Genomic DNA, 17,888 nt, shown 5'->3' with positions numbered 1-17,888 from the left:
AAATTGATATAAAAACTAAAACAAATTTATATAAATAGTTGATAATGCGCAATGTTTTTTTTGAAGACTTTTTAAAAGTTGTTAAAAAAGTGATTCTTCTAAACGAATTATTATAATAAATCACACTTAATATTGCATTTTTCTTAATTTGGGATTCGTGCCGGCAACGATCAATGCAATCAGCAAAGTCATGCTTCCTCCAAACACAACGGAACGTACAACCCCTAAAAGTTTTGCGGCCAAACCGCTCTCAAATTGTCCCATTTCGTTACTTGACATAATGAAGATGGAGTTTACACTCAAAACACGTCCACGGATATGATCCGGAGTTTTCAACTGCACAATGGTTCCACGGATGACAACAGAAATTCCATCAAGCATTCCGCTCAAAACCAGAAACATGAATGAAAGCCAATAATAATGTGAAAGCCCGAAACCAATGATGCAAAGTCCAAACCCGGCAACGACACCAAGCAATACTTTGCCTTGATTTTTACGCAAAGGAATTATAGAAAGTGTGGTAATGATAATCATTGAACCAATATCTGAAGCCGCATTTAATAATCCAAAACCTTCGGCGCCCGATTTTAAAATATCTGTCGCAAAAACAGGAATCATCGCAACGGCACCACCAAAAAGTACAGCAAACATATCCAGACAAAGTGCTCCAAGTATTTCTTTAGTTTTAAAAATATAAGAAATACCTTCACGCATACTTTCCATTACTTTTATTTTATCCTTTTCATGTTCAGAAAACTGTTTATTTAATTGCCAGAAAAAAATAGAGGCAATTAATATTAAAGAAATTATCACAATTAAAGTCCACTTTACACCAACTAAACCAATCAAAAATCCTCCGGCAGCGTGTCCGCAAACTGAAGAAATTAAAAAAGTTCCTTGGTTTAATGTAATGGCACTGGGTAAATTTACTTTCTGCACAATTTTCGGAATCATAGAAGGCACAATCGGGCCTATAAATGCTCTTACAATGCCGGTGAAAAATATTACTCCGTAAATATAATAGGTGATTTCATGTCCTCTAAAATGAAGTTCAACATTATAAAACGCCGGAATTAATAATAATCCAATCAGAAAAACATAAAGATAAGTGCAGATTAATAGCAATTTCTTCTTTTCATTCATATCAATAACGTGGCCGGCGTACAAAGCACAACTCACTGCCGGAATCACTTCCGAAAGTCCGATTAACCCAATAGAAAAAGGGTCTTTTGTTAATTGATATACCCACCATCCCAAAAGTGTGGCAAGCATCCTGAATGCTAAAACAATAAAAAATCTCCCGGTAAGAAGATTTCTGAATTCTATATTTTCTAAGGTTTTAAGCGGGGAAAGAGAAATCATTCCGTAAAAATAGCCCTAAAAATTCATTCAGGGCTATTGGTATATGGGGTTTTCGAAAGAATTTGGTTATTTCTTCTGAAAGATAACGTCTATTTTAGTCGGCTCTCAAAGAACTGATGACAATTGCAGCAACTCCTGCAGCTCCGATTACGGCAGCACCAGCTACCACTCTTCCTTGAGATCTGTCTTTTACAGATGCTACATTAGATTTAGGAATTACCACTTCTGTACTGTCTTTTTTACCTGCAGTTCCGATAATGTTGTCTCCACTGATATTTCTGAAAAGAATGGTCTGCTTTTTAGAACCGTCTCTTGGCGTTACAACATACATTTTTCCTGCTTCAAGATTAGAGTAGTTATTTGTTGAAACGTTTTCGCTGTACTTTGTGGTAGCACAAGATGAGATGACAAATAAACCCGTTAGTAAAGATGATTTTAAAAGTACAGATGCTTTCATTATTAAATTTTAGTTTTCCAAATTTATCATTTTTTTTGAATATATGTTTTCATAATCAAGAAAATGTGATTAAATTTTATAAATTTTCAATAAATCCGCAATTTTTCTGTCATTTGCCAATCTTGGGATTTTATTTTGACCGCCAAGTTTACCTTCAGATTTTGCATATTCCTGAAATGCATTTTTAGAAAGCTTACTGATTTTTAATTTCTGAAGAATATTTCCCGAAATCAAATCATCATAATAGGTATTGCGTTTTCTCAGCTGATCATCCAATTCATTTTTAAATAGACCTAAATTTTCCGGCTCTTTTTCAAATTCAATAAACCACTCATGATAAGGTAACCCTTCTTCTGGGTTCACTTCCGGAGCGAGATGGAATTCTGTAATTTGAGCAGGAAATTTTTCGACTGTAGCTTTCATCGCTTCTTCCACTTCAAAAGCAATCACATGCTCACCAAAAGCTGACGTAAAGTGTTTGGTTCTCCCACTCACCAGTATTCGGTGCGGTTTTTTATCAATAAATCTTACGACATCACCAATAGAATATGCCCATAATCCTGAGTTTGTCGTTAAAATTAAAGCGTAGTCTTTATTAAGTTCGATTTCTTTTAAAGTCAATCGTTGAGCATTCGGTTTTCCATATTGTTCCAAAGAAATAAACTCGTAGAAAATTCCATGATTTGTTAAAAGTAAAAGTCCTTCTTTAGTATAATCGTCCTGAAAAGCGAAAAAGCCTTCCGAAGCAGGAAATGTCTGAACGATGTCAACTCTTCCACCTAAAAGTTCTTCCATTTTCTCACGATATGGTTCATAATTGACGCCGCCCGTAACAATCAATTGTAGATTTGGGAAAAGCTGTTTTATTTTTTTGCCGTTTTTCTCAATCAGTTTTTCAAAATACATGATCAACCACGGTGGAATTCCGGAAATCAAAGTCATGTTTTCTTTTTCCGTTTCTTCTACGATTTTGTCGACTTTGGCTTCCCAATCTTCTATCAGATTGGTTTCCCAACTTGGAAGACGGTTTTTTTGAAGGTAATTTGGAATGTGATGTGCAACAATTCCGGAAAGTCTGCCGGTTTTAATCCCGAAAACTTCTTCCAATTCCGGACTTCCCTGCAAAAAAATCATTTTTCCGTTGACGAAATCGGCATTTCCTTTTTTTGAAATATAATGAAATAACGCACTTTGAGCTCCTGCAACCTGATATGGCATTCCTTCTTTTGAAATCGGAATATATTTCGAACCCGAGGTTGTTCCTGACGTTTTCGCAAAATATTCAGGAGTTTCTGTCCAGAGAATGTTGCGTTGCCCTTTTTTTACTTTTTCGATATAAGGTTTAAGGTCTTCGTAGTCTGCAATCTGCACATTTTTCTGAAAATCTGCAATTGATTTGATGTTTTCAAACTGATGTTCTCTTCCGAAAAGTGTTTTCTCGGCAGTTTTCACCAATGACAAAAGCAGTTTCTCCTGATTTTTTTCTGCATTTTGCTTAAAATCATTTGTCTTTTGAATATGTTTTTTTGCCCAAACCAGTGCCACATTTTTCTTGAAGAAGTTTAACATGGTTCAAATTTATAAATAAGTAGAGAATTCTGTCAAATATTTTAAAATTTAAACACAAAAAAACCGACGAATAAAAATCCCTCGGTTCTTAAAAATTTGATTATGAAAAACAACATTTTTTAATGTTGATTATTTGTTTGTTTTGTACCTTTTATCTGGCGTTCCGTCTTTTTTTAACTTTTGATTTTCTTTATATCTTTTGTCAGGCGTTCCGTCCTTTTTTAGTTTGACTGCAGGTTTTGCGGCTTCAGGTTTAGCAGCTTTTACTGTTTTAGTTGTTTTTTGTACGGTGCTTTTTGTAGCAGGAACAGCTTGTTGAGCTGTTGCAAATCCCAATCCTAATACGATTGACATTGCGGTAAGAAATTTTTTCATGCGTAGAAATTTATTGTTTTTGTTTAAGTAAATTTATGTAAAATCTCAATATGAAAATCAATTTTAAGAGACTTAACTAAAGTTTATTACAGATTAAAAAAAGATTAAACAGATTTTAGACACAAAAAAACCCGCTTCCCAAAAGAGAAGCAGGTTCCAGATATGTATGAATAGTTGTTATCTGGTAGCATTAGCTGTCCATGTTTTACCGTCTGCGGTATAATACATTTTCAGTTCGTTATTGTCAATTCTAACATACACTAAAGCGTTAGAACCCACCATTACCAATGTGTTATCTCCTTGTTTTTCAAATTCCAGACCGTTAAGATCAGGGATTCCGTTTGAAAATCTGAAGTTATACTTTGTAGCACTTGCGATTTTAGTTACAAAAACTTCACCATTATCTGTGGTATTCGTTGTTGATCCGTCGTTATAGGAGATTTTCCCTTTGTAAGTTCCTGCAAAGAAATCATTGTCTGCCGGATCGTCATCGCTACTACACGATGTGAATGAAATTGCAGTGAACATCACCAGCATAAAAACTCCTAAAATTTTGATTGCATTTTTCATAAAATTATTTTTTTGGTTTACGGAAGTAGACTTTTCAAACACTGTGCCGTAATCAATTATGTGAATATTTTTAACGTATTTTTAAATTTTTAATGAAAAATTGTGATTTATATTCATTTATTATTGATATTTCTATATAAAGACAATCCGCTGAACGTTTAAGGAAAATAGCATTATCTTTGTAATGCTAAAACGGTTTCGGAATTCTCCCGAAATCGCTTTTGTCGTTTTACCTATTATAATTTTTATGCATTTAAAAACCATAAAAGAAAGCTTTTTGCCAGATTTACTTAAAAAAGAATTTGGAAAAGAAATTTTTATTCAGCTAGAGAGTCATCAGCATCTTTCTGTGAGAGGAAGTGCCGGCTCTTCGGTTTCGATTTTCACTGCCGAACTTTTTCTTACTCATAAAAAAACAATTCTTTATCTCGTTGATGATAAAGAAGAAGCCTTGTATGTAAACACCGAAATGGAAGATTTGCTGGGTAAAGAAAAGGTTTTATATTTTCCGGCAACGCATTTGGAGCCTTATCAGGTCGAGAAAACTCAGAATGCCAATTTGGTTCTAAGAACTGATGTTTTAAATAAAATAAATTCAGAAAAATCTCCAAAGATCATTGTTGCCTATATGGGCGCTCTGTCTGAAAAAGTTTTGAAGAAAGAAGATTTTAAAGCTATTTCTCATCATATCAAAGTAGGAGACCAGCTTGATTTTGATTTTGTGGATGAATTGCTTTCGCATTATCAGTTTCAGCAGACGGATTTTGTTTCCGAGCCGGGAGAGTTTTCTGTGCGAGGAGGAATTGTAGACGTTTTTTCTTATTCAAACGAAAAACCTTATAGAATCACGTTTTTTGGAAATGAAGTGGAAAACATTAAAACTTTTGACATAGAAACTCAGCTTTCTGTCGATAAAGTAAAAGATTTTCAGTTGGTTTCGAACATGAATTATTCAGTGTCTGGAAGTCGTGTTTCTTTGTTGGAACTTTTGCCAAAAGACAGTTTTGTGATTTCTAAAAATGCCGTAATCGGTTTACAGAAAGTCAGAAGTTTTTACGAAAAATCTCTGGAAAAATATGAAACGTTAAGCAAAGATATTTCGCACAGAACTCCGCAGGAATTGTTTATTTCTGACGAAGAATTTTTGTTTGATTATAAGAAATTTAAAACTATAGATTTCAGTCCACAATCAATTGAAATACCCAATATAGAGCAGGTCGAAATAAAACAAACACAACAACCTTCTTTTCATAAAAATTTCGAATTATTAATTGAAGATTTGGAAGAAAAACAGCAGCAGGGTTTTGAGACTTGGATTTCTTTTTCTACGGATAAACAAAAGGAAAGATTAGAATCTATTTTTGAGGATATCAATTTCGGTGATTCAGGAGCTTCGAAAATCTCATTTAAAAGTTTTAAATCTGAACTTCACGAAGGATTTGTAGATAGCGATCACAAACTTTTGGTCTACACGGATCATCAGATTTTTGATCGTTACCAAAGATATAAAGCGAAAAACACGTTTGCCAAATCTGAACAGTTGACTCTGAAAGATTTGATGTCGTTAAAAGTTGGAGATTATATTGCTCACATCGACCATGGAATCGGAAAATTCATGGGATTGGTAAAAGTAAATAACGACGGGAAAATTCAGGAATGTTTTAAATTAACTTATAAAAATGGAGACTTATTATATGTAAGTATTCATTCATTGCATAAAATCTCAAAATACAACGGTCCCGATGGGAGAGAAGTTGTTTTGAGTAAATTAGGTTCGCCCGCCTGGAAATCATTAAAACAGAAAACAAAAGCCAGAGTCAAGCAGATTGCTTTTGATTTAATTAAATTATACGCAGAAAGAAAAACAGCTAAAGGTTTTGCCTACACACCGGATTCTTATCTTCAGAATGAGTTGGAAGCGAGTTTCATCTACGAAGATACACCCGATCAGGAAAAAGCAACGATAGATGTGAAAAACGATATGGAAGCTGACACCGTGATGGATCGTTTGGTTTGTGGCGACGTAGGTTTCGGGAAAACGGAAGTTGCGATTCGTGCCGCATTCAAAGCAGCGACGGACGGAAAACAAGTTGCGATCTTAGTTCCGACTACGATTTTAGCGTTTCAGCATTACAGAAGTTTTACAGAGAGATTGAAAGATTTTCCTGTAAATGTTTCTTATTTAAACAGATTCAGAACGGCAAAACAAAAATCTGAAACCATAGCGGGTTTAAAAGACGGAAAGATAGACATCGTCATTGGAACGCACCAGTTAGCTTCTGAAAAAGTTAAATTTAAAGATTTAGGTCTTTTAATTATCGATGAAGAGCATAAATTCGGAGTTTCTGTAAAGGATAAATTAAAAACTTTAAAATCAAATATTGATACGCTGACATTGACTGCAACGCCGATTCCGAGAACTTTACAGTTTTCGTTGATGGCTGCAAGAGATTTATCGGTGATTAAAACGCCACCGCCCAACAGACAGCCTGTGGAAACGCACATGGTTGGTTTTAGTGAAGAAATTATTCGTGATGCAGTTTCTTATGAGTTGCAGCGTGACGGACAGGTTTATTTTATTAACAACAGAGTTGAAAATCTTAAAGATATTGCAGGATTGATTCAAAGATTGGTTCCTGACGCAAGAGTAATTACCGGTCACGGACAAATGGAAGGCAAACAGCTTGAAAGAAACGTTCTTGACTTTATGGAAGGGAAATATGACGTTTTGGTTGCAACCACCATTGTAGAAAGTGGAGTAGACGTTCCGAATGCGAATACCATGTTTATTAATGATGCGCAACGTTTCGGGATGGCAGATCTTCACCAAATGAGAGGTCGTGTTGGGCGAAGCAACCGAAAAGCTTTCTGTTACCTCATTACGCCGCCTTTGGATATGGTGACTTCTGATGCTAGAAAAAGGCTCGAAGCAATTGAGCAGTTTTCAGATTTGGGAAGTGGTTTTCAGATTGCGATGAAAGATTTGGAAATTCGTGGTGCGGGAGATTTGTTAGGCGGTGAGCAAAGCGGATTTATCAACGAAATGGGCTTTGAAACGTATCAAAAGATGATGCAGGAAGCTCTTGAAGAATTAAAAGACGATAAGGATTTTGAAAATCTGTTTGAAAACGAAGAAGACCGTCAGAAATTATTCAAGTCTGTAAAAGAAGTTAATATTGATACAGATTTGGAATTAATGTTACCAGATTTTTACATCTCAAGCACGGAAGAAAGATTGTTGCTTTACCAAAAATTAGCTGAAATTGATAATGAAATTGACCTTCAGAAATTTGAATCGGAATTGACAGACCGTTTCGGAACATTACCTTCTGAAGCTGTTAACTTATTAAAAACTGTTGCCTTGAAATGGCTTGCTGCAGATATTGGTTTTGAAAAGATTGTCATGAAAAACGAGGTTTTTTTAGGATATTTCCCGAATAATCCACAAGATAAATTTTATCAGACCGATAAATTCAGGCATATTATCAGTTATCTAACGCAAAATCCGTCACAGGCTCAGTTGAAAGAGAAGATTGGGAAAGAAGGCAATCAATTAATGATGAGAAAAGATGGGGTGCAAAATGTAGATGAGGTGAACGTTTTATTGAAATCTATTTTAAATGTTTAAAATCATCAACGTATTTGTGGTTTTCTGAAATTTTAATCAAAATATAAATCTAAAAGCGAAAGTTTTTAGATTTTTTTTGTTAAAAATTTAAATTAAATCAAGTCGTGTTGAAAAATAATTATATTTGTGAACTAAAAAAAACTAAACTTTATGATCAAAAACAACTTTTTTAAAGTCGTAGCAGCTCTACTTCTTTTCTTTATGTTCTCATGCGACAATACAACCGCAGATCCTATTAATCAAAATAACAACAATGCAGGTGGTAGCGGAAGTGGAACCACTGCTCCTACAATCACGGGGCCTAGAATTTTGCATAAAATTATTGTCAATAACGAGACTAACCAGGAGTTTGTTACCACCGGAAATGTTTTAGAAAAAGCGATTTTCAAAGAAGCAAGTGGTCCTACTTCATTTCTTGTAGGAAATGTTACCTATACTTCAGGAAAAATTACAAAAGTGAAATTCGGACAGGAAGTCAATGGCGCTCCTGCAAATACTTTAAACTATGAATTTAATATCACTTACGATTCGAGCGGGAAAATAAATTATACGACTTGTAATACAAGCTTAGGAACTATGCCTACTTTCGACAGCGAGTATACCTATACATACGATGGTTCCGGGAAAATGACCAAAATCGTTGAAAAGAAAAAATCTGGAACTACTTATACTCACTTTACTAATTATAATTTTACAAACACAGGAGATAATATCACAAAGATGGTATCTGAATCGGGAGTTACCAGTGCCACTGGTGTTCCGGACATGTCTAGTGCAATGACTTTAACGTATAACTACACAGCCTACGATAATAAGATAAATCCTTACACTACTTTGCCAAAAACATTTTTTGTCATGTGGAGTTTAGTACATCCTTATAATTTTTCTACATTATCAGCTAATAATGTGTCAAGTTTCAGTATTGTATATCCTTCTCCGGCTCCTGTTATTCCTGGTGGTTACACGTATCTTTATGATTCTATGAACTATCCGGTTTCGGATCAGACTCAGGCTCAAAAGTATATTTACAAAGCCTTATAAGTTAGTTTTGAATGATGCTTTTGTATGAATTTTAAATAAAAATAAGCTTTTGATTCAAAAAATAATTCAATTTAAATTTTTAAAATTATCATTGTTGGTATTTGTATCAGCAATGATGATTTCTTGTAAAAAGACAGAACAGAGTCCAGTTGGAGATCTAAAAGAACCCTTCAATGATTCTGAAGGATATTTCAAAGGAATCATTAAGCTGGAAGAGAAAGATGTGCTTGGAACGCATTCTGATATCGTCTTAACGTTCAACGGAAATGATGTGAAAAGAGAAGTGACAGAAAAACTTTTTAAAAATATTTCTTACGGAATGATTTACCGAAAAGGACAAGATTCTGTGGAATATTTCTATACAAAAGATCAAAAATCCTGGCATGCTTCGATTGCAAAAAAAGATTTCCAGAAATGGGTTCAGGAATTGGAAAAACCAATTGTTGATCCTAAAAAGATTGGGAGTACAAATCTTGCGGCGCAACCCCCGTTTGGGATTATATTTCAATACTTTGACAGTTCCGGAAAAAATGTAGTTTCTACAATTACGAGTTCGCCTCTCAAAAATTATTCTGCCGTGAAATGCCAGACTTTTTTAGTTCCAGACGATAAATCTTGTAATGTATGGTACAGTGATGCGATAAAAATTCGTCCTGAGATTTTAGAAATTATTGAGCATAATCAGCCGAAATCAATCAAAACTTTGGCACTTCAGGTAGAATATTTCTCACCAAAATCTTCTGGCGAAAAAAATACTTTAGATAAAGTTTTTGATAAAGTGAATAAGGTTCTTGTGAAGACAGACAAAAAAATACATTTAAATGATATAAGTTCTAATAATCAAATATCAATTGATTTACCCAAAAACAGTGTAAAGGTTTCTCCACAAAGTCTAAATGAAATCATTTATCCTGCTCAAGAAAGCGACGGAAAAAGTAGTGGTGGAGGACATCACCATCATGATATTTTCTAATATTGGTGTTTAAACTAGATAAATTTTAGTAATAAAGGATTAGAAAACAATATTCTACTATAGTACATTGAAAAAAATGATAGAGTGTTTTTCAGGATTATATCGGAATCAATATTTGAATACCAATTTTTTTAAGTTTTCACTATTATTTTGCGATAATATAAAGTAAAACGCAATTTTTATTCAAAAAAAAATTATATTTGTGGAAAAATAAATAATCCCTTCGGAAATGAAACAACTTTTCTATTTTATTTTACTTGTAGCTGGCATCTCGTCTGTTCATTCTTGTAAAGACCTGACTGATGAAGAAGGTAACCCTTTAATTGACTTGAATCAGAATAGTGGTTTTAACGGCCCTAGAGCTTTGTTCAGAGAAGTTACAGACTCAGATACATTGGCAGAATACCGTTACAATGGTCTCCTTTTATCTAATGTGATTACAGAAAAAAACTCTATAACCAATGTGATGTGGAGTGGTGATAAAATCAGCCAAATAACTTTCAACGGACATTTAGATTTAGATAATGATGGGACGATTGATGATGACAGTATTGTCTACACTCAGTTGTTTACATATGGAAATTTAGGAAGATTGACTATTATCTCAGAAAACAGAGTCTTTTATAAAAGAACACCTCCTGTTCCGCCGTCAACTACGCCTGGTCCTTATTTAGTTGATAAAAGAATAAAATCAATTTATAATTTAACGTATAGTTCTACTACTGGAAAATTTGCCGGAATTACAATGAAGAGCGGTGAAGATGTGACGGGAGTTCCTTACGTAGATCAGAAATACAGTAAAACAGCTTATACTTATTTTGGAGATAATGTTTCAAAAGCAGAAGTGAGCATTGGTGCAATTAATGCGGGAGTAGAAGGTCCGGTTATTGAAAAGTACGGATATGAGTTTTTAAACTACGATACTCAAATCAGTCCTTTCACATTACTTCCTTTTGCTTATAAAGTATCTAGAATTATTTCAGAAGAAGCAGGTGATGTTGAAGCATTTATACTTTCTCCGAACAGTCCGAAAAGAATTTCTATCACAGATTTGATGATGCCAATTCCGACTCCTGTAATTTTCTCAACAGCTTACAGATATGATGCTCAAACATATATGACACAAGGATTCAGTGTAAATTATATGTACAAGCCTTTATAAAGAAAATCTTTTTTAAAATATTTAAACTCAATTCTTCACTGGATTGAGTTTTTTATTTAATATCTCTTAATTTTGCAAAAAATTTCTCATGAAATATTTAATTGTCGGTTTGGGCAACAAAGGCTCGGAATATGAAAATACACGTCACAATATCGGTTTTAAGGTAGCTGAGAAAATTGCTGAAACCCTTGATGTCTCTTTTAATACAACAAATTTTGGATGGATGGCTGAAGGAAAATATAAAGGCAGAAAAGTTTTTGTATTAAAGCCTGATACCTACATGAATCTATCGGGAAATGCGGTGAAATTCTGGATGCAGAAAGAAAATATTCCGCTAGAGAATGTGATGATTGTTACTGATGATTTGGCTTTACCATTCGGAACTTTAAGAATGAAAATGAAAGGTTCTGATGCCGGACATAATGGGCTGAAAAGTATTCATGAAAGTTTACAGACACAAAATTATGCAAGACTTCGTTTCGGAATTTCTGCCGAGTTTTCTGAAGGAAGACAGGTAGATTACGTCCTTGGAACCTGGAATGAAGAAGAATCTGCAAAACTGGGAGAAAGAATTGAAAAGTTCGCAAAAGCCTGTCTGTCATTCGTTTTTGCAGGAATTGGAAATACAATGTCGGCATTTAACGGGAAATAATTTTATTTAAATAAAATAATTCGAAAAAAAACGCCGGGAGCAAAGCTCCCGGCGTTCATATTATTTACGTTGTGAAGATTACAACCAGCTTACAACACCGGTTTCTACATCATAATTCGCTCCTACGATTTTGATTTTTCCCTCTTCTTCAAGTCTCTTCAATGTCGAGCTTTGTTTACGGATGTCGTCAATCGCATTTTTAACGTTATGTTGATTTAATCTTTCCAAAAGATCAGCGTTTGCTGAAGAACGTTCTTCACCATCGTTGATAATCGTTTTGATGATTGGGTCAAAGTGATCAATCAGGTGGTTGAGGTTATCCATTCCCATGCCTTCGATTTTAGCAGCGTCTAATCCTCCTTTCAGTGCTCCACATTTAGTGTGTCCTAAAACTACTACTAGTTTAGAACCGGCTACATTACAGCCAAATTCCATTGAGCCTAAAATATCCTGATTCACAAAATTACCTGCAATTCTGATGCTGAAAACATCGCCAAGCCCTTGGTCAAAAATTAGTTCCGCAGAAGTACGGCTGTCGATACAGCTTAAAACTACCGCAAACGGCCACTGACCTTCACGTGTAGCGTTTACTTGTTCTAAAAGATCTCTGTTTGCTTTAAGGTTCCCCACAAATCTCTGATTACCTTCCTTTAAAAATTCTAATGCTTTTTCAGGGGTAATAGTCGATTGTGTTTCAGATGTATGTGCTTTCATATAACTATATATTTTTTTGAATTATATTTAAATTTAAAATTGATTTGTCTATTTGTTTTTTACATTGCTCTCTTATGAGTAATGACAATGTGAGAATCTTCATCAGTCTCATAATCTCTGTATGAAGTTTTGAAACCCATAAGTTCTACAGTAATATCTTCTTCTTTTGCTCTGATATTGGCAAAATCCTGAATCATTTCCAAAACATCGGTTGCAATGTACGAAGTCGTTGTTGCATCAATGATTACGGTGGAGTTTGGTTTAATATTTTTCAACGTTTTTTTAATCGCAGCCTTGTTTAAGAAAGAAACTTCCTCTGCCAATTTGATCGTGATTCCGTCTGCGTCATTTAGTTTTTCTCTGCTCAGATAATAGGCACGCTTCATATTTCCCTGAAGGATATAGAAAACTGATATTGCCAAACCAATTCCTACACCTTTTAAAAGATCAGTCGCAACAATCGCAACCACAGTTGCTACAAAGGGAATAAACTGGAATTTTCCAAGATCCCAAAAATGCTTAAATGTCGCAGGTTTTGCCAATTTATATCCTACTAAAAGTAATACCGCAGCCAGTGTCGCCAACGGAATTAAATTTAATAAAAACGGAATTGTAAGTACGCAGACTAATAGTAGAAAGCCATGAATCATTGCTGAAGCTTTAGAAGTTGCACCCGCATTAGCATTTGCAGAACTTCTTACAACAACTGATGTCATGGGAAGTCCTCCAATTAATGAACTTACTAAATTTCCTATTCCCTGAGCTTTCAGTTCGAGATTAGTATCTGTTGTTCTTCTCTGGACATCTAGTCGGTCTGATGCTTCTATACAAAGCAGCGTTTCAATAGAAGCTACAATGGCAATCGTTGCACCGGCAATCCATACCTTTAAATTTGTAAATCCGTTGAAGTCTGGCATTATGATAAGGTTTTTAAAATCAGCAAGACTTTGAGGAACCGGAAGCGAAACTAAGTGATTGGTAGTAATTGCTAAAGAACTTCCTGTCAATTTGAACACCTCATTTAGCAAAATACCAACTACCACAGCAACTAATGCACCCGGAAGCATTTTCATCCTTTTTAAAAAAGGAATTTTGTCCCAAGCTAAAAGAAGCCCGATGGATACTAACGTCACAATGATAGCACCCGGATGAATTGCCCCGAATAATTCATCGAAATAACCAAAATTCAATCCTTTATCAAAAATAGATTCATGCCCTTCGTAGTCTTTATCAAATCCCAGAGCGTGCGGAATTTGTTTTAAAATAATAATAATACCGATCGCAGCAAGCATTCCCTCGATAACATTATTAGGGAAATAATTGGAAATACTACCAGCTCTTATAAATCCTAAAACCAACTGAATAAGTCCTGCAATAATACCTGCACAAAGGAAAAGTTCAAATGCGCCAAGGTCGGTAATTGCTGTTAAAACTATAGCTGTAAGTCCTGCAGCAGGACCGGAAACAGATATATTTGAATTGCTAATGGCTCCGATGACCAAGCCGCCTACAATACCGGAAATGATTCCGGATAAGGGTGGTGCTCCTGATGCTAAAGCAATTCCTAAACACAGAGGAAGAGCTACTAAGAATACTACTAGACCCGAAGGGAAGTTCTCTTTGATTTCTCCAAAGAAAGATTTTGATTTTTTCATGACAATTGAAAAATACGTTGATGTAAAATAATTAATCGATTAAAGCCAATCAATAACGATTGAGATTAATGTAATGTAGAAGTATTCAAGATCAAAAGTGATTTGAATAGTAAAATGGAGAATAACTAAGCTTCCGGAGGAGGAGAAAATATGCTCAATAAAGGAGATAGATGAAAATCGTCATCTATTAATGTGAAAGATCTGCCCTCAATATCAGGCTCAAAAAACTTAAGATAATCGTAAACATCTAAAGTTTTTGGAAGTGTCTTTTCGTAAACAGAAAACAGAGATGAGTAATGAGAATGGGTTTCTTCTTCGTTCACTATTACATTGGTTGTCATGATATCCCAATCAGCAACCGCAGCAATGCTGGGCAATGCTGTGAAGTTGAGGACGATCATTAATGTAATAATACTCCAGAATTTCATTTACTCTTTTTATTTTTTTTGAAAGATTATTTCTTTCGGCTCATCACCCAGTCAGAACTGGTAAGATTATATATTTTTTGAATGTCTTTTAAGATTTTCTCAAAGTCAATCTCCAAGTCAATAATTTTTCCCGTTCTAAGGTCAAATACCCAGCCATGCACCACAGGAAACTCATCAATGATATATCTTTCCTGCACACAAGCCATTTTGATAACGTTGATGCATTGCTCTTGAACGTTTAGTTCTACCAATCTGTCATAGCGTTTTCCTTCATCATCGATAGAATCCAGCTCAGCTTGATGCAATCTGTACACATCACGAATATTTCTCAACCAAGGATTTAATAATCCTAAATCCTGAGGCGTCATCGCAGCTTTTACTCCACCGCAATTGTAATGTCCGCACACAATAATGTGTTTTACCTTCAAATGTTCTACCGCATACTGAATAACAGCAGTGGAGCTCATATCCAAAGTATTGACAACATTGGCAATGTTTCTCGTTACAAAAACTTCACCCGGCTCTGTGCCCATTAATTCTTCTGCAGTTACCCTGCTGTCTGAACATCCGATGTATAGATAATCAGGATTCTGAGTTTTGGCTAAGTCTTCAAAGAACGTTGGGTTTTTTGAGATTTTAGACTCTACCCATTTTCTGTTGTTTTCAAAAATAACTTTGTACGATTGTGACATAAATAAGATTTAAATGATGGTTATTTATTTCGTTTAAATTATTTCCAAATTCAATAGACTAAATCAATAATTGTACAAAAATATAATTTTTACTGAATTTACAATCAATTTTAACACAATTTAATATAGATTAAATTACAATAAAATGAATTATTCTACCCTATTATTAATGTATCCTTCAGTTGCATCACTTTTAGGATATATTTTTGCCTTATTCCCCGCAACAATAGAATTATCAGGTACATCAGTGTTAACATAAGAATTGGGTGCAATCAAAACATTGTTTCCAATGGTGATGCTTCCTACAATTACAGCGTTTGGTCCAATCCAGACATCATTTCCGATAACAGGAAAGCCTTCATTTTTACCTCTGTTTTGTTGTCCGATGGTTACGCCTTGGGCAATATTACAGTTTTTACCAATTACCGCTTTTGGGTTGACCACCAAGCTTCCCCAATGTCCAAGATACAAACCTTCCCCAATCTGCGTCTCCGGATAGATTTGGAAACCATATTTAATTTGAAAATGTCTCAAAACAATCTTCCAATACAGTCCTAAAATAGGCGTTTTGTCAAATTTTTGCGCCTTTCTCAGAAGATAGATGAAATGAAGATTCGGATTGATGCATTTCAGCAAAATCTGGATAGACGAAAGCCACTCTCCGCTTTCTCGGTAAAAATCTTTTTGGATGATTGAATAATTCTTAGGCATGCAGCAAATTTAAGGATTCTCTTTTGTTTTTATTTAAAGCCGATTTCAATTTTATGTAAAATTAACTTCCTTGATTAGTATATATACTTATTTCTTTTCAATACGGATTTATAAATAATGACAATATGAAAACCAATAGTAAAATGCCAACAACTAAATTAAAGTTCATCTAAAACCGAAACGATTCTCGCGACAGAATGGTCAAGATTGAAAGGCATCGTATAATTCTGAAGTTTCTCGGTAAATTCTGAGAAAGATTCAGGCTCGGTCAATGCTTTTTTCATTCCCTGATAAATTCCCTCTTCTGAGTTTTCTACAATTAAGCCCAATTCACCGTTGTTCAGCATTTCGTTTACTCCCGAAACTTCTGTTGCGATAATTTTCTTATTTAAAGTGATTGCTTCAAACAAAACTGTCGGAAATCCTTCATATCGCGAACTTAAAATATAAAAATCAGAATGTTTAAAGTAAGGATAGGGATTATCTGTGAACCCCAGCATTGTAGCGGTTTCATCGACTCCTAGTTCAGTTTTTAAGTTTCTGATGTTTTCAAAATCATAGCCGTCGCCGACAATTAAAACTTTATGTTTTAAGCCTTCATCTAATAGTTTTTTGTGAACCTTCAGAAGCCTGTCGAACCCTTTTTGAGGGAAAACGGTTCCCACAGAAATAAATGTCGGGATTGTTTCGTCAAATTGATAATTGATAACAGGTTGTTCAGCTTTAGTTAAAATCTCTTTGGTATCTAAAGGATTATAAATCTTGACAATTTTCTGTTTTTCTGCTTCGTTTTTGGCTAAATCATGGAATAATTGCTCGATTTTTTTTGAAATCACCATAATCGAATCAAACCCGAAAAACTTTCTGATTTCCTCATTGGTGTATTCTTTCACCTGCGAAAGATCATTATGGATCCAAATGATTTTTTTTGAAGAATGATGGCTTGAGTGAAGAATTTCATCACGCATTCCATGAATTGCCGCAAATTCTATATCGTATTTTTTATCTTTTAAAATAAGCGTGTATAAAAGATCAGGAAATTCTTTCAGAACCCTTTGGAAGATAACCCTCGCCGCTTTTTCAGGAATATCCTGAAGACGGTTGGTGGTAATCATTTCGCCTTTGTTTAGGTAGATGACGTTAATCCATTTCGGAACTTCGGGTAGGTATTTACCAGAATATAAATTTAGTAATAAATCAATTTCGTACTTGTCTTCCGGAAGATTTTTGAGGAAGGTCACCAGTACTTTTTCAGCTCCGCCATGTCGCAGAGAGCCAATACGAATGAGGATTTTTTTCTTTTCAGTCATTTATTTTTTTATGTGTTTATAGGTGTAGGGAAGATGCTCTTTGATGTAAGCATCTAATTTAGGTCGGAACGGTTCGAGTTCTCTCGGATACATTACATTGTTTGCTAAAGCCTTATCGCCGTATTCTTCGATGGTACAAATGAATTTTGCCGGGACTCCTGCATAGACAGAGTTGTCGGGCATGGAAGAATTTAAGACAGAACCTGCCCCCAAAATACAATTGTTTCCCATTTGAGAGCCTGGTAAAAATGTACAGTTGTTGCCCACGAAACAATTGCTTCCGAGTTTTATTCTCCCAAAATTTCTTGCATCTTCATATTTTTCCATCGTTCGGATGACGTACATTGCGCCGTCATGGTTGATGAAAGTACAGCCTGCAGTAATTTTGGTGCGGTCACCGATTTCGATGAGGTAGGGTTCTGAACCGAAGGCCGGAGCTTCTATAAAAATGACATCTTTGCCCACTTTCATGCCTCTTGCTTTACATATTTCTATGTAAGCGGTGTCATGTATATTTTGCCAGGTGGCATGGATTTTTAGTATGATTCTGTAAAATAAATTCATCAATTAATGTTTTAAATTGAAACAG

17 protein-coding genes are annotated in these 17,888 nt (G+C 34.8%); 5 read left to right on the top strand and 12 right to left on the bottom strand.

Translation table 11 applies throughout. The features are described 5' to 3' along the window. Positions 1-126 precede the first annotated feature (126 nt). From MQX03_RS12590 to MQX03_RS12570, 5 genes are all read right to left on the bottom strand, one after another. A complete protein-coding gene (locus MQX03_RS12590; RefSeq protein WP_242803498.1) occupies positions 127-1,362 on the bottom strand; it encodes an MFS transporter in 1,236 nt (411 codons plus the stop codon). 94 nt (positions 1,363-1,456) lie between these two features. Continuing rightward, positions 1,457-1,819 (bottom strand): hypothetical protein, encoded by a 363-nt coding sequence (locus MQX03_RS12585; protein WP_242803496.1) that lies wholly within the window; start codon positions 1,817-1,819, stop codon positions 1,457-1,459. Positions 1,820-1,888: 69 nt separating this feature from the next. After that, the gene (locus MQX03_RS12580; protein ID WP_242803495.1) at positions 1,889-3,388 is read right to left on the bottom strand and encodes a GH3 auxin-responsive promoter family protein; all 1,500 of its coding nucleotides are present in this window, start codon (positions 3,386-3,388) and stop codon (positions 1,889-1,891) included. 129 nt (positions 3,389-3,517) lie between these two features. Beyond that, positions 3,518-3,763 (bottom strand): hypothetical protein, encoded by a 246-nt coding sequence (locus MQX03_RS12575; protein ID WP_242803494.1) that lies wholly within the window; start codon positions 3,761-3,763, stop codon positions 3,518-3,520. 177 nt (positions 3,764-3,940) lie between these two features. Continuing rightward, a complete protein-coding gene (locus MQX03_RS12570; protein WP_242803493.1) occupies positions 3,941-4,333 on the bottom strand; it encodes a hypothetical protein in 393 nt (130 codons plus the stop codon). Between the two features lie 247 nt (positions 4,334-4,580). Between MQX03_RS12570 and mfd the strand changes: the two genes are divergently transcribed. The 5 genes from mfd (at position 4,581) to pth (ending at position 11,789) form a co-directional block, all read left to right on the top strand. Next, complete coding sequence (mfd, locus tag MQX03_RS12565) at positions 4,581-7,961, top strand: transcription-repair coupling factor (protein ID WP_242803492.1); 3,381 nt, start codon at positions 4,581-4,583, stop codon at positions 7,959-7,961. Between the two features lie 150 nt (positions 7,962-8,111). Continuing rightward, positions 8,112-9,002 carry a hypothetical protein gene (locus MQX03_RS12560; RefSeq protein WP_242803491.1) on the top strand — a complete coding sequence of 297 codons (891 nt, stop codon included), beginning with the start codon at positions 8,112-8,114 and terminating at the stop codon, positions 9,000-9,002. A gap of 91 nt (positions 9,003-9,093) precedes the next feature. Beyond that, complete coding sequence (locus MQX03_RS12555; RefSeq protein WP_242803490.1) at positions 9,094-9,975, top strand: hypothetical protein; 882 nt, start codon at positions 9,094-9,096, stop codon at positions 9,973-9,975. Positions 9,976-10,204: 229 nt separating this feature from the next. Then, positions 10,205-11,137: a hypothetical protein gene (locus tag MQX03_RS12550; protein ID WP_242803489.1), complete on the top strand. Its 933-nt coding sequence runs from the start codon at positions 10,205-10,207 to the stop codon at positions 11,135-11,137. Positions 11,138-11,225: 88 nt separating this feature from the next. Beyond that, entirely contained in the window at positions 11,226-11,789 is a 564-nt protein-coding gene (pth, locus tag MQX03_RS12545) for an aminoacyl-tRNA hydrolase (protein ID WP_242803488.1), read from the top strand. A gap of 78 nt (positions 11,790-11,867) precedes the next feature. On the opposite strand, the gene MQX03_RS12540 is transcribed toward pth, so the two are convergent. From MQX03_RS12540 to MQX03_RS12510, 7 genes are all read right to left on the bottom strand, one after another. Further along, positions 11,868-12,503: a carbonic anhydrase family protein gene (locus MQX03_RS12540; protein WP_242803487.1), complete on the bottom strand. Its 636-nt coding sequence runs from the start codon at positions 12,501-12,503 to the stop codon at positions 11,868-11,870. A gap of 59 nt (positions 12,504-12,562) precedes the next feature. Beyond that, positions 12,563-14,158 carry a SulP family inorganic anion transporter gene (locus tag MQX03_RS12535; RefSeq protein ID WP_242803486.1) on the bottom strand — a complete coding sequence of 532 codons (1,596 nt, stop codon included), beginning with the start codon at positions 14,156-14,158 and terminating at the stop codon, positions 12,563-12,565. Positions 14,159-14,283: 125 nt separating this feature from the next. Further along, positions 14,284-14,586 (bottom strand): hypothetical protein, encoded by a 303-nt coding sequence (locus tag MQX03_RS12530; RefSeq protein WP_242803485.1) that lies wholly within the window; start codon positions 14,584-14,586, stop codon positions 14,284-14,286. A gap of 26 nt (positions 14,587-14,612) precedes the next feature. Beyond that, complete coding sequence (locus MQX03_RS12525; protein ID WP_242803484.1) at positions 14,613-15,278, bottom strand: carbonic anhydrase; 666 nt, start codon at positions 15,276-15,278, stop codon at positions 14,613-14,615. A gap of 150 nt (positions 15,279-15,428) precedes the next feature. Continuing rightward, positions 15,429-15,989 (bottom strand): serine O-acetyltransferase, encoded by a 561-nt coding sequence (locus MQX03_RS12520; RefSeq protein WP_129535211.1) that lies wholly within the window; start codon positions 15,987-15,989, stop codon positions 15,429-15,431. Between the two features lie 158 nt (positions 15,990-16,147). Continuing rightward, positions 16,148-17,299: a glycosyltransferase gene (locus MQX03_RS12515; protein WP_242803483.1), complete on the bottom strand. Its 1,152-nt coding sequence runs from the start codon at positions 17,297-17,299 to the stop codon at positions 16,148-16,150. Beyond that, positions 17,300-17,863, bottom strand: coding sequence for an acyltransferase (locus MQX03_RS12510; RefSeq protein ID WP_242803482.1), 564 nt, complete (start codon positions 17,861-17,863; stop codon positions 17,300-17,302). Positions 17,864-17,888: the final 25 nt, after the last annotated feature.

Origin of the sequence: Chryseobacterium aahli (assembly GCF_022699665.1) — a bacterium.
GTDB classification, from domain to species: domain Bacteria; phylum Bacteroidota; class Bacteroidia; order Flavobacteriales; family Weeksellaceae; genus Chryseobacterium; species Chryseobacterium aahli.
The sequence above is the reverse complement of the archived record's forward strand: the minus strand, read 5'-3'. Positions and strand labels throughout refer to the sequence as shown.